A 20,598-nucleotide genomic window follows, 5' to 3' on the forward strand; every position below is an offset into this window, starting at 1 on the left:
ATCCTTTCAGGCGAGAATCATCGCCGATTCCGGCAGCCAGTTGAGGCCGACCGGCGCGCTACGCTCGACGGGCAACGGCTCCTGGCTGTAGACGAGCGCCGTGCGGCTGCTAACGCCTTCGAGTGCGAGTTCATAGGCGAAGTAGTTGCCACGGAATACGATGTCGAGCACCGTCGCGGGCAAACCCTGCTCCCTGCCGACAATCTTCATCTTTTCCGGCCGCACGGCGATTTTGATCGGCTGTCCGGCGCCGGCTTCCGCGTCGGAAGGAATGGGACCATCGAATGCGGGCGCGAAATCGAATTCCATGGCCGGCGCGTTCGCCGACCGCTTCACCGTGCCCGAGAAGATATTGGCCGCACCGAGAAATTCCGAAACGAACTGCGATTTCGGCGACGCGTATATCTCCGTCGGCGTGCCGACCTGCAGCACCTGCCCTTCCGACATCACAGCGATGCGATCGCTCATCGTCAAGGCTTCTTCCTGATCGTGCGTCACCATGATCGACGTGATCTGAAAGCGCCGCTGTATTTCGCGCAGTTCGAATTGCATCCGCTCGCGCAGATTCTTGTCGAGCGCGCCGAGCGGCTCGTCGAGCAGCAGCACGGAAGGATTGGTGATGAGCGCGCGAGCCAGCGCGACACGCTGCTGCTGTCCGCCGGAGAGCTGATGAATCCGGCGATCTTCAAATCCACCGAGACGAACCGTTTCGAGCATTTCTCCAACGCGCTGCCGCTGCTCGGCGCGGCTCACGCCGCGCATCTTCAGTCCATATGCAACGTTCTCGCCGATCGTCATGTGCGGGAACAGTCCATAGTTCTGAAACACCATCCCGATCGAGCGACGATTGGGCGGCACCAGGGTGACGTCGTCGTTGCCGAACCAGACGCTGCCGACATCGGGCACGTCGAAGCCGGCGATCATGCGCAACGTCGTGGTCTTCCCACATCCCGATGGCCCAAGCAACGACAACAGTTCGCCGGGTTTCACATCGATGTTCAGTGGCTTGAGCGCCTGCACGGCACCGAACGATTTGCTGACGCCGCGTAGCCTCACGGAAACCGAGTTTCTCATCAAACTTCCTCCATTTTTTCCGCTTGCTGACGATCGAGCGCGTCGCGGAACTGATACCAGCTGCCAAGCGCCGACATGAACCACGGCTTGCCGTAATACAACGGATGCGTGGGCATTTGTGCCGTGTCGTACGCGGATTGCGGCGCATCCCGACCGTGAATGATTTTTTGCGCGATCAGGTGCCCGAGGTGGGTCATCATGACGACGCCGCTGCCGTTGCAGCCCATCGCGTAGTGCATGCCTTCGTATTCGCCGATATGCGGCAGAAAATCGAACGTCATCGCGACGTTGCCTTCCCAGCTATGCGACACCTTGATATCCGCCAGCTGCGGAAATCTGCGCAACATCTGCCGATGCAGCAACTGGGCCGTCGTGCGCGCGTCGGTATGCACGAAACGCGCGCGTCCTCCGTAGACGAGCCGTGTGCCATCGGGCGACATGCGGTAATAGCAGGTCACCCTGCGCGTCTCCACGACCGCGCGATCACGCGGGATCAATGTGTTGCGCAACGCTTCGGGCAACGGTTCGGTCGCAATGATGTGACTCGTCACGGGCACGACGCGACGACGAAGATCGCCGATGATGGACGACGGATAACCGTTGGTCGCCAGCACCACATGCTTTGCGCGCACGTTGCCGCGCGCTGTCTTTACGACGAACGCCGCGCCGCAGCGTTCAACCGACTGAACAGCCGTCATGCCGAATACTTTTGCGCCCTGCGCTCGCGCTGCACCCAGTACGCCGCGATAGTAGAGCGCCGGTTGAAGATGTCCTGCGCGCTCGATCAGCACGCCGCCGTAATAGCTGTCGGTGGCGACTTCAGCGCTGATTTCGCTGCGCGTCAGCAGCTTTGCGCCCGCATCCGTAAACCGGTTCAGATCGTCGATCGAATCCGCCCATTTGTCGCGATGCGAAGGAACCCAGAAGCCCGTCACGCGGCCCGTGCGTTTGTACTCGCACGCAACGCCGTGCTCATCGATGAGTTGTTCGACATAGCGCATGCCCTCGGCACATTCGCGCAACATCGCTTCCCTGCGGCGCGCACGGGCTTCGTCCATTTCGAACGAACTCTTACCTGTCGGATTCTTGCCGACGTTGACGCCGCCCGTGATCTCCCCACCCGAACGCGTACTGGCGCCGCTGCCGAGCCGTTGCGCATCGAGCACCAGAACGTCGATACCGTGTTTCGCCAGCGTCAGCGCGCAACTCACACCTGCGTATCCCGAGCCGACAACCAGCACTTCCGTTTCGCCCGGCAGCACGTCCGGTACGTCTTCGGGTGGACTGAAATCCCGCCACCAATAAGGTGTTTCTGAAAAGTCACTCGCGAAGATCGCGTTCCGAAGTTCCATGTACCTGATTTTCCTGGTCAAGAGTCGGGGATCGCTTCCGGCGAATCGCATGAAACGCCGCCTGCCGTTCATTTACTATATTCAACATATTCAACAGAAAGCAAGCAACCAAAATTGCCCCAGGGTACACCCTGACGACACAGCGAAATACCTATGAACAGGCATCGCATAGCGATACGGAGAACGTTTCTGCGACGTTGCACGTATTTTTTCGTTGCATCGGAATTTACTATAGTGAATACTAAATTGCATCTGGAGACAGCGGCAGGATGCAACGCTTCCAGACATCAATTCTTCGACCATTCAGGAATACAAATTGCCATGAAGACGATCAAGCGATTCGTATCGACGGTGACACCCGCTCTGCTCCTCGTTTCTCCCCTTGCAGCCCACGCGGGCGATCTGGTCGTTGCCGCATTCGGCGGATTGTGGGAACAGAGCTTTCGCCAATGCGTGATCAAGCCTTATGAGCAGCAGACGGGCAAACACGTCGACGTCGTGCTCGGCACGCCGGCGCAGTGGCTCAACCAGATCGGCGCGAATCCGTCCAAACCGCCCATCGACGTCATCGCGACGCCGGCCGACAACGCAATCGATGCAACGAAGCGCGGGCTCGTGATGAAGCTCGACGCGGGCCACGTTCCGCGCATCAAGGAAATTCCCGCCCGCTTCGTCGATCCCGTCGACGGCTATGGCGCAGTGTTCGATTACGGCGCGATGGGTGCGCTGTACAACCGCAAGACCGTTCCGAATCCGCCTACCGACTGGAAGTCGTTCGTTCAGGGAACGATTGCGGGCAAATGGCACGCATCGATGCCGAGCATCAACTACTTCGGCGGCGGTATCTCGACGCTATGGATGTACTCGTCGCTGTATGGCGGCAACCTGCAGAACATCCAGCCCGCGCTCGACCAGATCAAGCAGATGGTGGCAAGCGGCCATCTCGACATGTGGACCGATCCCAATCAGGTGCTGAACGCGCTGAAGTCGGGCGATGTCGACATTGCGATGTACTGGGACGGACGCGCATGGGCGTTTATCAATGGCGGCAACAAGGAATTCAACTACTACACGCCGTCGCCGGGCGCGACGATTTCGATGACGTTCCTGCAAAAGGTCAAGGGCGGCTCCGATCTCGCATGGGACTTCATCAATCTCGCGATGAGCCCCGGACCGCAAGCCTGTTTCGCCGCCGCGACGCGCTATGGCGTGACGAATCAGAACGTCGTGTATCCGGCTGACATCAAGCCGCAGATCACACAGATCGACAAGCTCATTTTCCCGCCCTTCAAGGACTTTCCGCAGTACCAGTCCAGCTGGGTGGATCAATGGAACAAACAGGTCGGCCGCTAGGCACCCTGCCGTAAGCACTTCAATTTGCCGGGCGGATCACGCACGACGTGCCGCGCCGCCCGCGAACTGCATCGATTTCATTTCGGAGAAGTTCTATGTCTTATAGAGTTGGCGTCGACATTGGAGGGTCGTTTACCGACTTCGCTGTTCTGAACGAAGACACCAGGGAGATCAAGAGCCTCAAGGTCTTTTCGCGGCCGGATCAGCCAGGTGCGGAAGTGCTCGCCGGCATCTCGGCGCTGGGCGAGCGATATGGCGTCGAGCCAAAGGACATCGCGTACTTCACGCACGGCACGACGGTAGGCATCAACACCGTGATCCAGCGCAAAGGCTTGCGGCTCGCGCTGTTCACGAACGAGCACTTCTGCGACGTGCTCGAACTCGCCCGCCTGAAGATTCCGGACATGTACAACCTGCTGTCCAAACGCCCCGCACCGCTGATCGAACGGGACATGGTGTTCGGCATTCCCGGCCGGATCGATGCACGCGGCAACGAACTCACACCGCTCGACGAAGAAGCGCTTGCACAAGCGCTGCGTCGGGCCGTAGCTTCGGGTGCGCAGGGCATCGTGATTTCGTTCCTGCATTCGTACACGAATCCCGAGCACGAAATTCAGGCCAAGGCGTTTCTGGAGAAAGCGCGACCCGGGTTCCCCGTGTTCCGCTCCAGCGAGACGTGGCCGATCATCCGCGAATACGAACGCACCATCACTGCTGTGGTGGGCGGCTACGTGCAGCCGCGTGTCGCGCACTATCTCGAAGCGTTGCAATACGCGCTGAAGGACGCCGGCGTTTCCGCCGAGGCGCATCTGACGAAAACCAACGGCGGCATCATGACCGCCGAACAGGGCAAACGCGACTGCGTGCAGATGATCCTGTCCGGCACCGCGTCCGGCGTGATCGGAGCGAGCTACGTTGCAGAAACCAGCAACATCGCGCACTGCATGAGTCTGGATATCGGCGGCACCAGCGCTGACGTCGCGCTCATCGAAAACGGTCAGCCGCAGTATGGTGTCGGCGAGAAGATCGGTGACTTCAACATTCATATTCCGTCGGTGTCGGTGACGTCCATCGGCGAAGGCGGCGGCTCGATTGCTTGGATCGACGAATATGGCGTGCTGAAAGTCGGCCCGGATAGCGCAGGCTCGCGCCCCGGCCCCGCCTGCTACGGCATGGGCGGCACCAGAGCGACCATCACCGACGCGTTCGTCGCATGCGGGCTGGTCGGCCACTCGCAACTCGGCTACAACGCTGTCAATGTCGATCGCGCGAAGGCACGCGATGCCGTGGGCGAACTCGCCAGCCAGCTCGGCCGATCGATCGAAGAGACGGCGGAAGCGATCATCAGGATCGCGATCTCCGGCATGTATGCCGACGTCAGCGCGCTCGTGTCGCGCTTCGGCATCGACGTGACGGAATATGCGCTGCTGGCGTTCGGCGGCGCGGGCCCGATGATGGCCTGTTTCCTCGCGCGCGAACTTAAGATGCCCGAAACGCTCGTGCCGCCCACGCCGGGCGTGCTGAGCGCACTGGGCGGTCTGATTGCCGACCTGAAGAACGATTTCATCAAGACGGTCTACGCCGATCTCCGGCCCGAAATCTCGCAGAACCTCGCAGTCGAATTCAAGAAGCTGCGCGAAGAAGCGCTGCACTGGTTGAAGACCGATCAGGGTTACAACGGCAAGCCGACATTCGTGTTCTCGGCGGAGATGCGTTATCGCGGGCAATCGTTCGAGATCGACACGGAGCTCGATCCGTCGCTCGTCGAACACTGCGACGCCGATGCGCTTGCAGCGGCCTTCCATGCCGCCCACCGACGCATGTACGGGCACGCGGACGACAGCGCCGCCGTGCAGGTCATCACGCTGCGTCTCGTGGCGATCGGCAAGACGGACAAGCCGCAATTCCCGCGCCGCGAACTGAACGTGGCGACGCCGAATCCCGTTGGCACCGTCACCTGCCACCTGGATGGCGAGATCCGCGAAATCGGCCTGTATCGACGTGCATCGCTCGAACCGGGCCATCACTTCGACGGCCCCGCCGTGATCGCACAGGACGACTGCACGACTGTCGTTCCCCCCGGCTTCCGCGTCAACGTGGATGAATTCAGCAACCTGCGCATCGTTCTGGAGAACACGCGATGACTATCGACAAGGCAGTGCTTCAGGTCCTCGCCAACCACTGCAAGGCAGCGGCGGAGAGCATGGGCTATACGCTGATGAGAACGGCGTATTCGACCTTCGTGAAAGAGACGGAGGACTTCTCGTGCCAGCTGCTCACCAAAGAAGGGCTGACGTTCGCGTCGCCGAAGACGATGGGCGCGACCTGGTATACCGGTCTCGACTACAGCGCGGTGATCGCGATGACCGACGATTATCGGGAAGGCGACGTCTACATGACGAACGACCCGTATAGCGGCTATGTCGCGACGCATTCGCCCGACATCCATATCTGGAAGCCGGTGTTCAGCGAAGGCCAGCTGGTGTGCTTCGTCGGATGCCATGTGCACAACACCGATGTCGGCGGCGCCGTGCCCGCGACGCTGTCGCGCACGTTGACGGAAGTGCAGCAGGAAGGCCTGCGCATTCCGCCAGTTCTTTTGATGCGCGACGGCGTGCTGAACCAGGAAGTGCTCGACATCATGCGCATCAACGTGCGCGTGCCGGACCAGAACCGCGGTGACCTGAATGCGCAGCTGGCGTGCGTGAACACGGGTGAAGCGAAGGTGCTCGAGATCATCGAGCGCATGGGCCGCGAGCAGTTCGTGGAGGGGATCGAAGAGCTGCTGAACTACGCGGACCAGCAGGCGCGCGACATCATCCGCTCGATTCCCGACGGCGACTATTCGTTCGCCGACTACGCCGACGAAGATTCCACCAACGGCTTTCCTGCGCGCATCTGCCTCACGGCGCGCGTGCGCGGCGACTCCGTCGAACTCGACTTCACCGGCACGGACCCGCAACTCGCGTCGTCGCTGAACATGCCGACGGGCGGCAACGAGCGACACGCGCTGATCGCAGTCGGCTTCATCTATGTGCTGTACGCGCTGAAGCCGAACATCGAACTGAACTCGGGTTCGGTGCGCGCATTGCGGGCGATCCTGCCCCCCGGTTCCGTCGTGAATGCCGTGTATCCCGCCGCTGTGGGCATGCGCAGCCTGCTGTGCAACGTCACGCAAACTGCGATCATTGGCGCGTTCACGCAGGCCCTGCCTGCCCGTCTGCCTGCGTCGCCCGGCAGCGGCGTGTCGATCCTCAACGTGAAGACCACGACCCACGACGGCCGCATGGTGATGGCGTCGATCGGTCCGGTCGGCGGCGGCGCGGGCGGTGGCCCAGCCGAAGACGGCGCGGAAGGCAGCGGCGCCAACATGTCGTTCCTCAAGAACACGCCCGTCGAAATCAACGAAGCCGAAGTGCCGATTTACATCCGCAAGTACGGCCTCGTTCCGGACTCCGGCGGCCCCGGACGTTTCCGCGGCGGCAGCGCAACGTTCATGGAGTTCCAGTTGTTCGCGCCGAACAGCATGGTGACGGCGCGCAACCGCGACCGGACCATTATTTCCGCGTGGGGCATTCTCGGCGGCGCGCCCGGCCGCACGTCGCGCTTCGTCAAGAACCCGGATTCCGCAAACCCGGTTGAACTTGGCAACGCGGACATCGTGATGTGCGAACCGGGCGACGTCATTCTCGTCGAGGGTCCCGGTGCGGGCGGCTACGGACACGCATACGAGCGTCCCGTCGCAGCTGTCGTGGCAGACGTCCGCCGTGGGCTGGTGTCGCGCGAACAGGCGAAGGAAGGCTACGGCGTATCGGTCGACAAGGACTATATCGTCGATGAAAAGGCAACAACCGCGCTGCGCGATGCAATGCGTGCCAAAACCGTTGGCGGCCACTACGCGCATGGGCCGGGACGCACGGCTTTCGAACAGGTCTGGACCACGGCCCGCTACCAGGCGCTTACGGAGATTCTCGCGAAGGCACCCATCTCGTGGCGCTACTTCGTCAAGCACAAGCTGTTCGCAGCGATCGGCGAGCAGGTCGCGGGACCGGATGGCGGCGCTGGCGACGTGAACGCAGCGTACATCGAACTGACGCGCCAGTTTCCCGAACTTGCCGCGCTCGCCGACACCGTCGCCGCGTAATCGAACAGGACAGCGGCGCGCCACGCGCGTCACGAATCACCAATCAGGAGTACAGGCATGAATGCCAATCCCGCCATGCTCGAATCGCAACCCGCAGCCACGCTTTTCACCCCGTTCACGCTGCGTGGCGTGACGTTTCCGAACCGCATCGTGATCGCACCGATGCAGATGTACAAGTCGAAGCCCGACGGCATTCTGACCGACTGGCATTTCCAGCATCTGGCGAAGTTCGCGGTCGGCGGTGCGGGCACCGTGATGACGGAAGGCCTCATCGTCGATGAAGTGGGCCGCAACACCTACGGCGATCTCGGCATCTGGTCCGACGCGCAGGTGCCCGCGTTGTCGCGTCTCACTGGCTTTCTGCACGAGGCCGGCTCGCTCGCCGCTGCGCAACTGCATCACGCGGGTCCGAAGTCGGCACGTCAGCGGCCATGGGAAGGACTCGGGCCGCTCGGCGACGCCGAAGCCGCACGAGGCGAAGTGCCCTGGCAGCCGGTGAGTTCGTCGGATGGCCGCTCGGTCGACGGCTGGCATCAGCCGCGCGCGCTGACGAAAGATGAAATCCGCCAGCTCGTCGACCGCTATGCAGCGGGTGCGCGCCGCGCCGATCAGGCAGGCTTCGACGTGCTCGATGTCCACGCCGCGCACGGCTATCTGATTCACTCGTTCCTCTCGCCAATCGCCAATCGACGTGACGACGAGTACGGCGGCGACCGCGACGGACGCATGCGTTTCGCACTCGAAATCGCCAGTGCGCTGCGCGCCAACTGGCCCGCGCACAAACCGATCTTTTTCCGGCTGTCGTGCGTCGACTGGCGTCCGGACGTCGACTCGCGCAGCGACGGCTGGACGATTGAAGACAGCTGCGTGCTGGCCACCGAGTTGCACAAACGCGGCGTCGATCTGATCGACTGCTCGTCGGGTGGTATCCGCGCTGAAAACTCGTTGATGGACTACGCGAAAAAACGTCAGCGGCTCACGCGCGGCCATCAGGTGCCGTATGCCGAACAGATCCGCAAGACCACGGGCGTGCCGACCATGGCCGTCGGCGTCATTCTCGATGGGCCACAAGCCGAACAGATTCTCGCCGAAGAGAAAGCCGATCTGATCGCGATCGGCCGCGAAGCGCTGATCGATCCGCACTGGGCGCTGCACGCGGCGCAGGCGCTCGGCGTCGATCCGGACTGGAAGCGGTGGCCATCGTCGTACGGATGGTGGCTCGCGTTGCGCGAACGAATCGGCATTCAGGACTGACGGGCGTTCATCCACCTCTCGGTCTCTATCGATGAACACATTGCGGACAGAAAAATGGCTCACAGAATCGGCGTAGATATCGGCGGATCGTTTACGGATTTCGCCGTCCTCGATGAACAGACCAAAGAAGTGCGCGCACTGAAGGTCTTTTCCAGGCCCGACTCGCCCGGTGCCGAAGTACTGACGGGCATCGCCCAGTTGACCGCGCGCTACGGCATCAAGCCGGAAGACATCAGCTATTTCACACACGGCACGACGGTGGGCGTCAACACCGTGATCCAGAAGAAAGGCCTGCGCCTCGCGCTCTTCACGACGGCCGACTTCTGCGATGTGCTCGAACTCGGCCGCCTGAAGCTGCCGAACATGTTCGATCTGCTCTCGCGCCGCCCAGCCCCGCTGATTCCGCGCGAGCGCGTGTTCGGCATTCGCGAGCGCCTGCTCGCCGACGGTTCGGTCGACGTCAGCCCCGATGAAGACGACATCAAACGTGCAGTGAATCTCGCTATCAAGGCGGGCGCGGAAGGCATCGTCATCGCGTTCCTGCACTCGTACCGCAACGGCATGCACGAAACGGCCGTCAAGAAGATCGTGCGCGAGATCGCGCCGACCTTGCCGGTGTTCTGTTCGTCGGAAGTGTGGCCGATCATTCGCGAATACGAACGCACTATGACGGCCGTGATCGACGGATATGTTCAGCCGCGTGTCGCGCATTACCTCGCGTCATTGCAGGCGGCGTTGAAAGAAGCGGGCGTGATGCCGGAGCCGCGCATCACGAAGTCCAATGGCGGCGTGATGACGGCCGAGCAAGGCAAGCGCGATTCGGTGCAGATGATTCTGTCTGGCACGGCATCGGGCGTGATCGGCGCGGCGTTCGTGGCGCAATCGTGCGGACTCAACGACTGCATGAGTCTCGATATCGGCGGCACCAGCGCGGACGTCGCGATCATTACAGACGGCAAGCCGCGCTATGGCATCGGCGAATACATCGGCGATTACCAGATCTATATTCCGTCCGTGTCGGTGACCTCGATCGGCGAAGGCGGCGGCTCGATCGCGTGGATCGATTCACTCGGTGTGCTGAAGGTCGGCCCCGACAGCGCCGGCTCAACGCCGGGTCCGGCTTGCTATGGCCGCGGCGGCAAGCTGCCGACCATCACCGACGCGTTCGCCGTGTGCGGCATCGTCGGACAGGAACAGCTCGGCTTCAATGCTGTGTCCGTCGATGTCCCGGCTGCTCGCGCGGCTATTGGCACGCTGGCGCACGAGCTGAACAAATCGATCGAAGAGACCGCCGAATCGATCATCCGCATCGCGGTGGCGCGCATGTTCGCCAAGGTCAGCGCACTGGTGACGAAGTTCGGCATCGACCCGCGCACGATGTCGATGCTGCCCTTCGGCGGTGCCGGCCCGATGATGGGCTGTCTGCTCGCACGCGAACTCGGCATGCGCCGCACCGTCGTGCCTGTCACGCCCGGCGTGCTGAGCGCGCTCGGCGGCCTGCTCGCCGACTTCAAGAACGACTTCATCAAGATGCTGTTCGTCGAACTCGACGACAGCGTGCTGCCCGGGTTGCGCAGCGGCTTTGCCGACCTGCGGGAGCGGGGCGCAGCCTGGCTGCGCGACGATCAGGGCTACGAAGGCGAGGCCGAACTGCAGTTTTCCGCCGACATGCGCTATCGCGGGCAGTCGTTTGAAATCGAAGTGGCGCTCACGCAGGAAGTCGCATGCGAAGGTACGGCCGAGCAACTCAAGGCCGCCTTCCATGCCGCGCACGAAGCGATGTACGGCCACTCCGACCCGGACGCGGCGGTGCAGCTCGTAAGCCTGCGGCTCGTCGCGAGCGGCAAGACGCCGCGCCCCGAGATGAAGCGCATCCGCGAAAACGACGGCACGCCGCCGTCGTTCCGCGAGATCGAGATCTGGGCGGAAGGCAAGAAGCAGCGCGTGCCGCTTTACGTGCGCGCAGGACTGCTGGCCGGTCACACGTTCGCAGGTCCCGCCGTCGTCGCGCAGGACGACACGACCACCTTCATTCCGTCGGGCAGCGACGTCAACGTCGATGCGTTCGGCAACCTCGACATCACATTCGTAAGGCAGTCAAGACATGCGAATCGATAACACGACGCTTCAGATTCTGGCGGACTATTGCGCCGCCGCGACGGAAGTGATGGCGCACACGCTGATGCGTACTGCCCACTCCACTTTTGTGAAGGAAACCGAGGACTTTACCGCGCAACTCGTCACGCCCGACGGCGTGACCTTCGCTTCGCCCAAAGGCCTCGGCGCGACCTGGTTCACGGGTCTCGATTACGGCACCGCGTTCGGGATGATCGACGCGTACGAAGAAGGCGACATCTGCGTCACCAACGATCCCTACAGCGGCTACGTCGCGACGCATTCGCCCGATCTGCACATGTGGAAGCCCGTCTTCCACGAGGGCGAACTGGTGTGTTTCGTCGCGGGCCACGTGCACAACACGGACGTGGGCGGCGCAGTGCCCGCCTCGCTGTCACGCGCACTGACGGAAGTGCAGCAGGAAGGCTTGCGCCTGCCGCCACTCAAGATCTGCACGCGCAACGGCTTCAACGAAAACGTGCTGCGCATCATCCAGACGAACGTGCGCGTGCCGGAGCAGAACTGGGGCGACCTGAAAGCGCAGATCGCGGCGATGAATGTCGGCGAGCGCCGCGTGCACGAGATCATCGCGCGCTTCGGCGTCGAGACGTTCCGTGAGGCGCAGCGCGAGCTGCTCAACTATGCGGAGCGGCAAGCGCGGCAGATCGTCGAATCGATCCCCGACGGCGAGTATTCGTTCTCTGATTACGCCGATGAAGACGGCCCGTACGGCAACCCGTGCCGCGTCGCGGTGAAACTGACCGTGCGCGGCGACAGCCTGACGATGGACTTCACGGGCAGCGATCCGCAGCTCGCGTCGTCGTTGAACATGCCGACAGGCGGCAACGAGCGGCATGCGCTCGTCACGCCCGCGCTGATTCTCGTGCTGTCCACGCTTAATCCGCATCTCGTGCTCAACTACGGGACGGCGCGCGTGGCGCGTGCGATCCTTCCCGAAGGCACGATCATGAATGCGGTCGCGCCCGCCGCGGTCGGCATGCGCAGCCTGATCGTCGGCGTCGTTCAACTGGCCGTGCTCGGTGCGTTCCAGCAGGCGTTGCCCGAGCAACTCGCAGCATCGCCGGCGGGCAGCGCGTCGCTGCTCAACGTGAAGACCGCGGACCGGCATGGCCGCACGATCATGGCGTCGATCGGACCGATCAGCGGCGGCGGCGGCGGCTCACCCGAAGACGACGGCGTCGAAGGTTGCGGGGGCAACCGTTCGTTCCTCAAGAACACGCCCGTCGAAATCAACGAAGTGGAAGTGCCCATCAAGATCTTGCGCTACGGCCTCGTCACCGATTCGGGCGGTGCCGGCAAGTATCGCGGCGGCACGGCAATGGTGATGGACTTCCAGGTGTTCTCGCCCGGCTCCGTCGTCACGGCGCGCAACCGTAACCGCACGCGCTTCGCTTCGTGGGGCGTGCTGGGCGGCAAGGCGGGCGGCACGTCGCAATTCCTGCTCAATCCCGGTACGCCGGGCGAACGCGACCTCGGCAACACGGACGTGGTCGGCTGCAATCCGGGCGACGTCCTGTCGGTGCGCGGTCCTGGCGGCGGTGGCTGGGGCGTGCCGTACGACCGCCCTGTCGAACTGGTCGCCACCGATGTGCGCGGCCGTTTTGTCAGCCGTGAAGCTGCCGAACGCGTCTATGGCGTCGTGCTCGACGACAACCTTCGGGTCGACACGGATTTGACCACGAAGCTGCGCAAGAACGTCGCCGTCGGCGCGATCCGCGAACCGTTCGATCTCGGCGAAGCACGCGCGTCGTATGAAAAAGTCTGGAACGACGAACGATACGGCGCGCTCACCGACATCCTGAGCGGCTTGCCCGTGATCTGGCGTCACTACGTGAAGCAGAAGATTTTTGCGCTGATCGGCAACGCGCCGTCCGACAACGGCAAGGCATCGGTGAAGGCGGCCTATCTGAAGCTGTTGGATCAGGACGCCGCGCTCAAACGCAGTCTCATCGGCGAATAAGGATCAGCGCGGTTTCGCGCAAAGCGTTTTCTCTCGCAGTAGTTCGGGCGTTCACGGCTTTCTGCATACCCTGGCAGCCGTGGACGCCTATCTTTTTGCCTGGATATCTACTAGACGACTGGTCTACTCGGTGCTACATTAGCGCTATGGCTAACGCAAACACCATTGAAACAGTCGACGTCCGCGAGAAAATCCTTGCGGTTGGTCAGGAGATCATGGGCGCCAAAGGCTTTGCAGCCGTGGGGCTGAACGAAGTCCTGACGGCGGCCGGCGTGCCAAAGGGGTCGTTCTACCATTACTTCGGCTCGAAGGACGGATTTGGTGAGGCAATGCTCGAACGCTATTTCGAGGACTACCTTGCCGATCTCGACGGAACGCTCGCGCAGCCTGGCCTCAATATGGCGCAGCGGCTGATGAACTACTGGCAGATCTGGAAAGAAACCCAGTCTTTCTTCGACTGTCAGGGCAAGTGTCTGGCGGTGAAGCTTGGCGCCGAAGTCGCGGATATGTCGGAAGCGATGCGCGCGTCGCTCGACCGCGGCACAGCGGGGATCATCACGCGGCTGGCTGCAGCAATCGACGCTGGCGTGCAGGAAGGGTCGCTCGAAATCGACGGTGATCCGCTAGGCACCGCGCAAAGTCTTTACGAGCTGTGGCTGGGCGCGAGTGTAATGGTCAAGATCGTGCGCCATGCGCGGCCGTTCGATACCGCATTGGCCACCACGCGGCAATTGTTGCGCGTCAAGGCCTGACGAAACAGATTGGCTGAAGGCACTTCTCATCAAGTGCCTTTTTTTGGGCGAATTTACTAGACGACTGGTCTACTACACATTGAATGCAAATCTTTATTCGCGGAGAAGCAATATGAAAGTCCTGATGGTTCTTACGTCGCATGACGAGCTTGGTACCACCGGCCGCAAGACCGGATTCTGGCTCGAAGAACTGGCCGCGCCGTACTACACGCTCAAGGATGCCGGCGTGGAGATCACGCTCGCTTCGCCCAAGGGCGGACAGCCGCCTCTCGATCCAAAGAGCAACGAGCCGGCCAATCAGACTGACCTGACGCGCCGATTCGAAGCCGATCCGCACGCGATGGCGCAACTCGCCGACACGATGCGCCTTGACAGCGTCACGCCTGTGGATTTCGATGCCGTGTTCTATCCGGGCGGACATGGTCCGCTGTGGGACCTGGTCGACGACCGGAATTCCATTGAACTGATCGAGTCGTTTATCGCTGCGGGCCAACCCGTTGCGCTCGTTTGCCACGCGCCTGGCGTGCTTCGTCACGCCAGGTCGCCGGATGGCCAACCGTTGCTGAACGGCAAGGAAGTCACGGGATTCAGCAACACCGAAGAAGCCGCCGTCGGTCTGACCTATGTGGTGCCGTTCCTGGTCGAGGACGTACTCAAGGACAAAGGCGCCACGTATTCGAAAACGGAGGACTGGGCTCCGTACGTAGTCAGCGACGGCCCGCTGATTACGGGGCAGAACCCCGCGTCGTCTGCACTCGCGGCAACTCATCTGCTGAATCAGCTTGCGCTGGCAGCGAACGCGTAACCGGCTCGTCTTTGGCGGTCTGATGCGCCGCCTGTCGAACAGCTTCGATTTGATAGTTACTTTGGCAATCTAATCAGTTCGATCCGTTCGGCGAATGGTCTAGGTGGGCATGCGATAAACGCGCCCACACGTACCGACAAAAAGATCCCGCAGTTGTGCTTCTCTCGCGTCGGTTAGCGCTTTGCATCGGCGTGATCATCTACAACCGCGCCAACTCCAGGCTGAACGCCAATACGCTGGAACAACTCGCGGACAAGTGCCCGAACCTGATCGGCTTCAAGGTCTTGCGCCGCCGTTTAGTGTCGGATTTAGACCGCCGGCAACACAGACCGAGCAGTCATACTCCGAGCCTCGCGCTTCGCATGGCCATTCTTTCGGGAGCAGCCGCTCGTGCGTACGGAGCAGCCGCACAGATTCCGGACACCGTAGAAAAGGCAGTCGTGACCGCTGCAATCGGCGGGCTCCCTGTGGGAGTTGCCGGTGACGAGCAGGCCGTCAAAGAAGCCTTAGACAACGAGCACCCATTGTGCTTGACTCGTTGGATCCAGACCAACGCAAAACCAAAGGGCGCAGCGGTGTGATTTCTCCCTTGTGTCTACGGTTACAAGGATATCGCCACCTCTTCCTGGGATAACGCCGTTAGGATCGCCCCTTCCTGTCAACTTGAATATATCCAACGGGTCCAGATGCACTTGGGCTACGGTCTGTGATTGGAAAAAGGCGCCGTTGCCTTTCTCGCTCGAACCGCGAACACCGACATCTTCGACGCTCGCGCCAAACACGCCACGACCTTGCGCACAGAAACCGTACACGCCAGAATGAAGTGGGGGAATGACTGTTGTAGGGTCGGGAACGGCAGTTCATGGAATGAAATTAACTCCAGAAAATGCCTGACTGTCTAGCTCGCGAAACCCAACATCGTGGTAGGGGTTCTGAGCCTCACCGTTCTGAACGAGCACACCGAGACATGTACACTTCTCGAATCTGGACTGCTCTACTTCGGCGACGTATGGACCTGCCCAAACCGCCCCGTCTTCAGCCTCGACATAGTAATAAAACCATCTGTTACTGGTCGGATTTGAACGAGTCTCCGTCTCTCCCGGGTCCAAATTTATCCATCCCAAGACGTCCCATATGCCACCACATTCGCCTTGACAGTTAAAATCGCGACGCATGTACGCAACGTAAAGCTTCTTTCCATAAGAGTTAGTGAAGGTTAGCTCAGAGCGTCCGCTCGACATGGCTATTCTCCCTTGCGAGGGTTGGAAATCCGATCCGCGAGTGAGCGTTGTGGAATACGATTCTGCTCGCTACGGCGAAAGCGATGGTCCCCGTTGGCTTCACGCTCTCTTTCCAGGGTTCCGTATTCAATCCCGGGTTTGTGATGCGCGACGGGCGCGTGGGACATAAAGCCGCCATTTCCGTCGTCGCCGGATTTCGACCGTTTTGATGTCGTCATTTCTTGCTCCTTTCAGGACAATAAGCGACCCGCCACTTTTCCGCTAGTAAAACATTACATTCGGAATCCTTAATTAACAAAATATTATATTTACCGTCGATTGGAATTTTGATTCGACCTTACTCGGTGAATTAAGGGGACTATCGGAAGCGGTTGGCTAGATGCTTTTGCGTATATGCACAATTTAAACGTCGGCAGCACGATCCGAACCCGCCTAATCTCACTCTAGGCGGATGACACACGCATATCAAGTGTTTGTTACTCTTCCCGAACACTTGATTACGCTTTGGCAGATTCTGTCCCGTTGCCAAATCCCATCCGAAGCAACCCGAAAACCGAGGACACCCGTATTCACACCGCCTCGTCCCCAAGCCGACCTTCGATACGATACCTGCCCGGTGTTACGTCTCTTTTCGATGCGCAGCCGGTCATTGCGCAGCGGGAATACCACGGCCCATCATCCGGGGAAAGACGCCAGCTCGCTCGCCTCACGCGTCAATCATTGAGCGGAAGCTTCGCAACGATCTTGATTTCAAAGTCGAAGCCGTAGAGCCATGTCACTCCGACTGCGCGGACCCTCGGGAGCCTCCCTAACTTTTGCTTGCTCTCGTGCCCCTTAATACCATCTACGTCTACGTCAATGGCTTCCGCAACGAACTCGCCTGCCACGTCAGCGAACACGAGCCCGCACCGTTTGGCGCGTCGCCAAATTGATGTAATTGCCGATCGCTCAAACGAAGTGATTGTAAAAGCACGAGGCATCTGGTGTCACAACGCCGGATTGCCTTGCACGGATTCAGGTACCGCTTTGGGCAAGTGAAGTTTGCTTCTGCGATATAGATGCGGCACGAGGCCGCCGACAACGACCCCAATGATTGCTGCAGTCAGAAGCAATTTGGGCTGACTGAGTTTAGCGGCAAAATCCGGTGTCGATGCTTCCAGCAATGCAAACGTTATCCATTGTGCCGCCACGAATACCAGACACATCCCTATGCTCTCGACCGCCCGTAACCATGCAGGGACGTTTTCCACCGAGCCCGCGCGATTGTCGGCCGTCCAGGCGATCGCAATGGTCGCGATAAACGTCGTGACCAGCCAAGGCGAACGCTGCACCGAAACCTCGAATGCTCGTCGAAAAGCTCCCGGAGTCGAGATAGTCTGAAACAGATTCCCAGACTGGTCGAATACGAACCTGAACAATAGCGAAACGAAGAATGCCGCAACTACGGCCACGAAAGCGGAAGCGACATAGGCGGCGACGGGCCGGGTTCCGACGCGGACAATATCTGCGAAACTCCAGATAGCCTTCGGGTATATCGCTACGACAATTGCAATTCCATAAATGATGCTGACCAGAACCGCGGTGCGAAAATTCTGACCCAATGGCGTAGGCTCGAAAAACCTTCTGGTGGCGAGCGATACGAACATCATCGCAAGGAAAATCAGACCAGTAATGAGCACGACCTCATGCGACCCCAGTACGTGTCGCGGTTTGTCGAGATCCCTGAACCCCATGCCGACGAGTCTCGCATGGCGTTGGGCGAACGTCCACTCCGTCTCGAGGACGCCGGCACTGATATAGTCGCAAAGCATTTCATGCAAGTCATCGATGTCCTTTCGCACCTTTCTTTCCAGGTGTTTGGCGAGCGCTGAGCTTTTCGCGTCATCGAGTTGAACGAGCACACCAGGCTCGACACTTTGCAGCGATTCAAAACGTCGGTCGATTTCAGCGCGCACATCTTTCCGGCTATCAGCAAAGCGGAGAAAGCCCTTTGGCATGGCGCCGGTCTTGATTGTCATGTACAACGCCGCCGTACACGCCCAAATTTGCGCGAGCGAACCCTGCGGTGCATCGAGCCACTCGGGATCAATGCCGGCCTCCTTGATGTCGGAGCACATTCTCAGTAAGCGATCTTTGGACGGCCTGAATATACTGTCCTTCAAACGCTGGCTTAACTCTCGGACTTCAAAAGGAATATTGCCAACACGCTGAAACCACACCTTGATGAGCTCGTCGAACCGTTGTAGTAATGGAGCGTTTGGCAGAAGCGATGTGAGAATCAGGGCGGCGAGCAGCGGACCAGGTGGCTGGTCAGCCATCTTGATTGCGGCACTGATTTGCAGAAAGTCGAGGATCTGCCTCGGAAGATCGGTGCCGGCACCGCCCAACACAATGAAAAGAAGCAGCATGCTGCCCGCGTAGCCCGTCTTCGCAAGCCAGTACTGCCAGAAGGTTGTTGTCGCGCGCGTGGGCCCGGGACTTTCGAAACGCCGGAATGCGTAAAAGCACACGACCGCGCCGCCGAACAGCCATTGCAGCATCAACCCTTGATCTGAGACCAGTTGCTCGTTCATGATTGCGCCCCTCCGATTCATACCGGTTTGAGCGGGGTACCGACAGGACAACGTGCCCCGTCGGGTGGACATAACGACCTTTACGGGTCGCGCCACTGGATGGGACTTTTCCCGAGCACGCTCCTCGGTGCTATCGAACACAGTGTGGGCCAGGCGCGCGACCCAGGTCTATATGCATTCGGTAATAGACAATCAGATTCGGCGCAATCCGCATGGGAGCGTTAGAAACCTGTGGCGTCATAACCGCGATGCCAGATGAACCGATCAATCGTCGAACCGTGAGACCCGTCGGCCTGCTCCGGCTCTCGCAGGGTCCACTTCACGACACATTTCGGGTGCCCGAAAATCGTTTGATGACGTCTCCGGTTGCCGGCACGGTTCAATCTGCTTCGGGCCACTCCAGCATGTCGCAAGCGCCAGGTGATAGGACAGCGACTGTTCCCGCGCGGACTTCGCGTCCATGGGTAATAGCATTGCTTTCGAGAGGGGTCGTCTGGGCCTGCTCACGCTGCCCGGACCTCGCTTTGAACTCATGTGATGTAGTCAACGGCCGCGTCCGATCGGTGACCTTATTGTAGCCAAACCGGGTCTTGCGGCGCAGTGTCAGCGCCGCCGCCCCCGGCCCGGTGCACGGCATATCCCTTCGCTTCCGGAGAGAGAATGCTTTTACAGATAACGTATCAATCACACTACGGTGCACCCCGCGCCGCTTGAACGGCTCGTGATTCCGGCCGCGCTCGACGGCCGCGCGGGCACCGTCCGCGCCGCGGGCGGCGTCGCGCAGCTCGCCGCCGCGAACGACCTCGACGCGATCCGCGCGTGGCTCGCGCGGTTCGCCGACAGGCAGACCACCTTCGACAGCTACCGGAAAGAGGCCGAGCGGCTGCTGCTGTGGTCGCTCGTGCAACTGGGCAAGCCCCTGTCGTCACTCACGCAGGAGGACTGCCTGCGCTACCAGCGCTTCCTCGCCGATCCGCAGCCCGCCGCCACCTGGATCGCCAACGCCGGCGCGGGCGGCGGCCGCAAACATGCGCGCGGCGATGCGCGCTGGCGGCCGTTTTACGGCCCGCTGTCACCCGCGAGCGTGCGCCAGGCGATGGTGATCCTCAACGTGCTGTTTTCGTGGCTGGTGCAGGCCAGCTATCTCGCCGGCAACCCGCTCGCGATGTCGCGCCAGCGCACGCGCAAGGTCGCGCCGCGCATCACCCGCTATCTGGAGCCCGCCCCGGGGGCAGGAGGTCAAGGACACGATTGCAGCGATGCCGCAGGACACGGCCCGCGAGCGTGCGCGCTATCACCGCGCACGGTGGCTCTTCACGCTGCTCTATCTGGGTGGCCTGCGCATTGCCGAGGTCGGCGGCAATATCATGGGGCAGTTTTTCGTGCGGCGCGATATCGACGGCACGATCCGCTGCTGGCTGACGGTGCACGGCAAGGGCGACAGGGAACGGCTGGTGCCCGCGACACGTGAGCTGATGACCGAACTGTCGCGCTACCGGCAGTCGTTGGGAATGACGGCCCTGCCCTCACCCAATGAACTCACACCGCTGCTGCTGCCGATCGGCAGCGCGACGGACGAGAGTGCGATGAAGGCGGCGAGAGGCACAGGCGGACGGACCTCACGCGGCAGCCATACGGTACCGCCCCGGCCTCTGACGCGGGCTGCCGTGCACACAATCGTCAAGGACGTGTTTGCTCGCGCCGCCGGGCGGCTACGCGAGCGTGGCAGCGAACACGCTGCACGCGCGGACCTGCTCGAAAAAGCATCGGCGCACTGGCTGCGGCACACGGCCGGCTCGCACATGGCCGACCATCAGGTGGATCTGCGGCATGTACGCGACAACTTCGGGCATGCCTCGCTGACGACGACCAGCATTTATTACCGGCTGTAGATCTTTATGTAGAGTAGCAACGTCAAACGCTTCGTGAGCAAGGCGCCTGGTTTGAACTACTG

At 61.0% G+C, this 20,598-nt stretch carries 13 protein-coding genes and 2 pseudogenes; 10 read left to right on the forward strand and 5 right to left on the reverse strand.

Annotated features, from left to right (window positions below; genetic code table 11):
- Positions 1-6: 6 nt before the first annotated feature.
- Entirely contained in the window at positions 7-1,074 is a 1,068-nt protein-coding gene (locus J8I87_RS29700; RefSeq protein ID WP_209935720.1) for an ABC transporter ATP-binding protein, read from the reverse strand.
- Positions 1,074-2,426, reverse strand: a complete 1,353-nt coding sequence (locus J8I87_RS29705; RefSeq protein WP_209935722.1) for an NAD(P)/FAD-dependent oxidoreductase — start codon at positions 2,424-2,426, stop codon at positions 1,074-1,076. Before J8I87_RS29705 ends, J8I87_RS29700 begins: the two co-directional genes overlap by 1 nt.
- Before the next feature lie 321 nt (positions 2,427-2,747).
- Here J8I87_RS29705 and J8I87_RS29710 point away from each other — a divergent pair, with 321 nt between their 5' ends.
- The 9 genes and pseudogenes from J8I87_RS29710 to J8I87_RS29750 form a co-directional block, all read left to right on the forward strand.
- Positions 2,748-3,779 carry an extracellular solute-binding protein gene (locus tag J8I87_RS29710; RefSeq protein ID WP_209935723.1) on the forward strand — a complete coding sequence of 344 codons (1,032 nt, stop codon included), beginning with the start codon at positions 2,748-2,750 and terminating at the stop codon, positions 3,777-3,779.
- A gap of 95 nt (positions 3,780-3,874) precedes the next feature.
- Positions 3,875-5,923 (forward strand): hydantoinase/oxoprolinase family protein, encoded by a 2,049-nt coding sequence (locus tag J8I87_RS29715; RefSeq protein WP_209935724.1) that lies wholly within the window; start codon positions 3,875-3,877, stop codon positions 5,921-5,923.
- Positions 5,920-7,923 (forward strand): hydantoinase B/oxoprolinase family protein, encoded by a 2,004-nt coding sequence (locus J8I87_RS29720; RefSeq protein ID WP_209935725.1) that lies wholly within the window; start codon positions 5,920-5,922, stop codon positions 7,921-7,923. The genes J8I87_RS29715 and J8I87_RS29720 overlap by 4 nt, the downstream gene beginning before the upstream one ends.
- A 57-nt stretch (positions 7,924-7,980) precedes the next feature.
- The gene (locus J8I87_RS29725; RefSeq protein ID WP_245254252.1) at positions 7,981-9,177 is read left to right on the forward strand and encodes an NADH:flavin oxidoreductase/NADH oxidase; all 1,197 of its coding nucleotides are present in this window, start codon (positions 7,981-7,983) and stop codon (positions 9,175-9,177) included.
- Between the two features lie 54 nt (positions 9,178-9,231).
- Positions 9,232-11,295, forward strand: a complete 2,064-nt coding sequence (locus tag J8I87_RS29730) for a hydantoinase/oxoprolinase family protein (protein ID WP_209935726.1) — start codon at positions 9,232-9,234, stop codon at positions 11,293-11,295.
- Positions 11,282-13,273: a hydantoinase B/oxoprolinase family protein gene (locus J8I87_RS29735; protein ID WP_209935728.1), complete on the forward strand. Its 1,992-nt coding sequence runs from the start codon at positions 11,282-11,284 to the stop codon at positions 13,271-13,273. The genes J8I87_RS29730 and J8I87_RS29735 overlap by 14 nt, the downstream gene beginning before the upstream one ends.
- A gap of 146 nt (positions 13,274-13,419) precedes the next feature.
- Positions 13,420-14,025 carry a TetR/AcrR family transcriptional regulator gene (locus tag J8I87_RS29740; protein WP_209935729.1) on the forward strand — a complete coding sequence of 202 codons (606 nt, stop codon included), beginning with the start codon at positions 13,420-13,422 and terminating at the stop codon, positions 14,023-14,025.
- 112 nt (positions 14,026-14,137) lie between these two features.
- Positions 14,138-14,830, forward strand: coding sequence for a type 1 glutamine amidotransferase domain-containing protein (locus tag J8I87_RS29745; protein ID WP_209935730.1), 693 nt, complete (start codon positions 14,138-14,140; stop codon positions 14,828-14,830).
- A 176-nt stretch (positions 14,831-15,006) separates the two neighbouring features.
- Positions 15,007-15,111, forward strand: a pseudogene (locus J8I87_RS29750) (5-dehydro-4-deoxyglucarate dehydratase); the annotation flags it as partial.
- Positions 15,112-16,073: 962 nt separating this feature from the next.
- Here J8I87_RS29750 and J8I87_RS29760 read toward each other — a convergent pair.
- The 3 genes and pseudogenes from J8I87_RS29760 to J8I87_RS29765 all read right to left on the reverse strand — a co-directional run bounded on the left by J8I87_RS29760 (position 16,074) and on the right by J8I87_RS29765 (position 18,644).
- Positions 16,074-16,289 (reverse strand): hypothetical protein, encoded by a 216-nt coding sequence (locus J8I87_RS29760; RefSeq protein ID WP_209935732.1) that lies wholly within the window; start codon positions 16,287-16,289, stop codon positions 16,074-16,076.
- 495 nt (positions 16,290-16,784) lie between these two features.
- A pseudogene (locus J8I87_RS45060) lies at positions 16,785-16,871 on the reverse strand (RidA family protein); the annotation flags it as partial.
- A gap of 186 nt (positions 16,872-17,057) precedes the next feature.
- The gene (locus tag J8I87_RS29765; RefSeq protein WP_209935733.1) at positions 17,058-18,644 is read right to left on the reverse strand and encodes a hypothetical protein; all 1,587 of its coding nucleotides are present in this window, start codon (positions 18,642-18,644) and stop codon (positions 17,058-17,060) included.
- Between the two features lie 1,259 nt (positions 18,645-19,903).
- Between J8I87_RS29765 and J8I87_RS46400 the strand changes: the two genes are divergently transcribed.
- Entirely contained in the window at positions 19,904-20,536 is a 633-nt protein-coding gene (locus J8I87_RS46400; protein WP_409518832.1) for a tyrosine-type recombinase/integrase, read from the forward strand.
- Positions 20,537-20,598: the final 62 nt, after the last annotated feature.

The organism is Paraburkholderia sp. LEh10 (assembly GCF_017814945.1).
In the GTDB taxonomy this organism is placed as follows: Bacteria; Pseudomonadota; Gammaproteobacteria; order Burkholderiales; family Burkholderiaceae; genus Paraburkholderia.

Coding starts and splice junctions, on each gene's coding strand:
- J8I87_RS29700 (WP_209935720.1), bottom strand. CDS start 1,074: ATGAGAAACTCGGTTTCCGTGAGGCTACGCGGCGTCAGCAAATCGTTC.
- J8I87_RS29705 (WP_209935722.1), bottom strand. CDS start 2,426: ATGGAACTTCGGAACGCGATCTTCGCGAGTGACTTTTCAGAAACACCT.
- J8I87_RS29710 (WP_209935723.1), top strand. CDS start 2,748: ATGAAGACGATCAAGCGATTCGTATCGACGGTGACACCCGCTCTGCTC.
- J8I87_RS29715 (WP_209935724.1), top strand. CDS start 3,875: ATGTCTTATAGAGTTGGCGTCGACATTGGAGGGTCGTTTACCGACTTC.
- J8I87_RS29720 (WP_209935725.1), top strand. CDS start 5,920: ATGACTATCGACAAGGCAGTGCTTCAGGTCCTCGCCAACCACTGCAAG.
- J8I87_RS29725 (WP_245254252.1), top strand. CDS start 7,981: ATGAATGCCAATCCCGCCATGCTCGAATCGCAACCCGCAGCCACGCTT.
- J8I87_RS29730 (WP_209935726.1), top strand. CDS start 9,232: ATGGCTCACAGAATCGGCGTAGATATCGGCGGATCGTTTACGGATTTC.
- J8I87_RS29735 (WP_209935728.1), top strand. CDS start 11,282: ATGCGAATCGATAACACGACGCTTCAGATTCTGGCGGACTATTGCGCC.
- J8I87_RS29740 (WP_209935729.1), top strand. CDS start 13,420: ATGGCTAACGCAAACACCATTGAAACAGTCGACGTCCGCGAGAAAATC.
- J8I87_RS29745 (WP_209935730.1), top strand. CDS start 14,138: ATGAAAGTCCTGATGGTTCTTACGTCGCATGACGAGCTTGGTACCACC.
- J8I87_RS29760 (WP_209935732.1), bottom strand. CDS start 16,289: ATGACGACATCAAAACGGTCGAAATCCGGCGACGACGGAAATGGCGGC.
- J8I87_RS29765 (WP_209935733.1), bottom strand. CDS start 18,644: ATGAACGAGCAACTGGTCTCAGATCAAGGGTTGATGCTGCAATGGCTG.
- J8I87_RS46400 (WP_409518832.1), top strand. CDS start 19,904: ATGCCGCAGGACACGGCCCGCGAGCGTGCGCGCTATCACCGCGCACGG.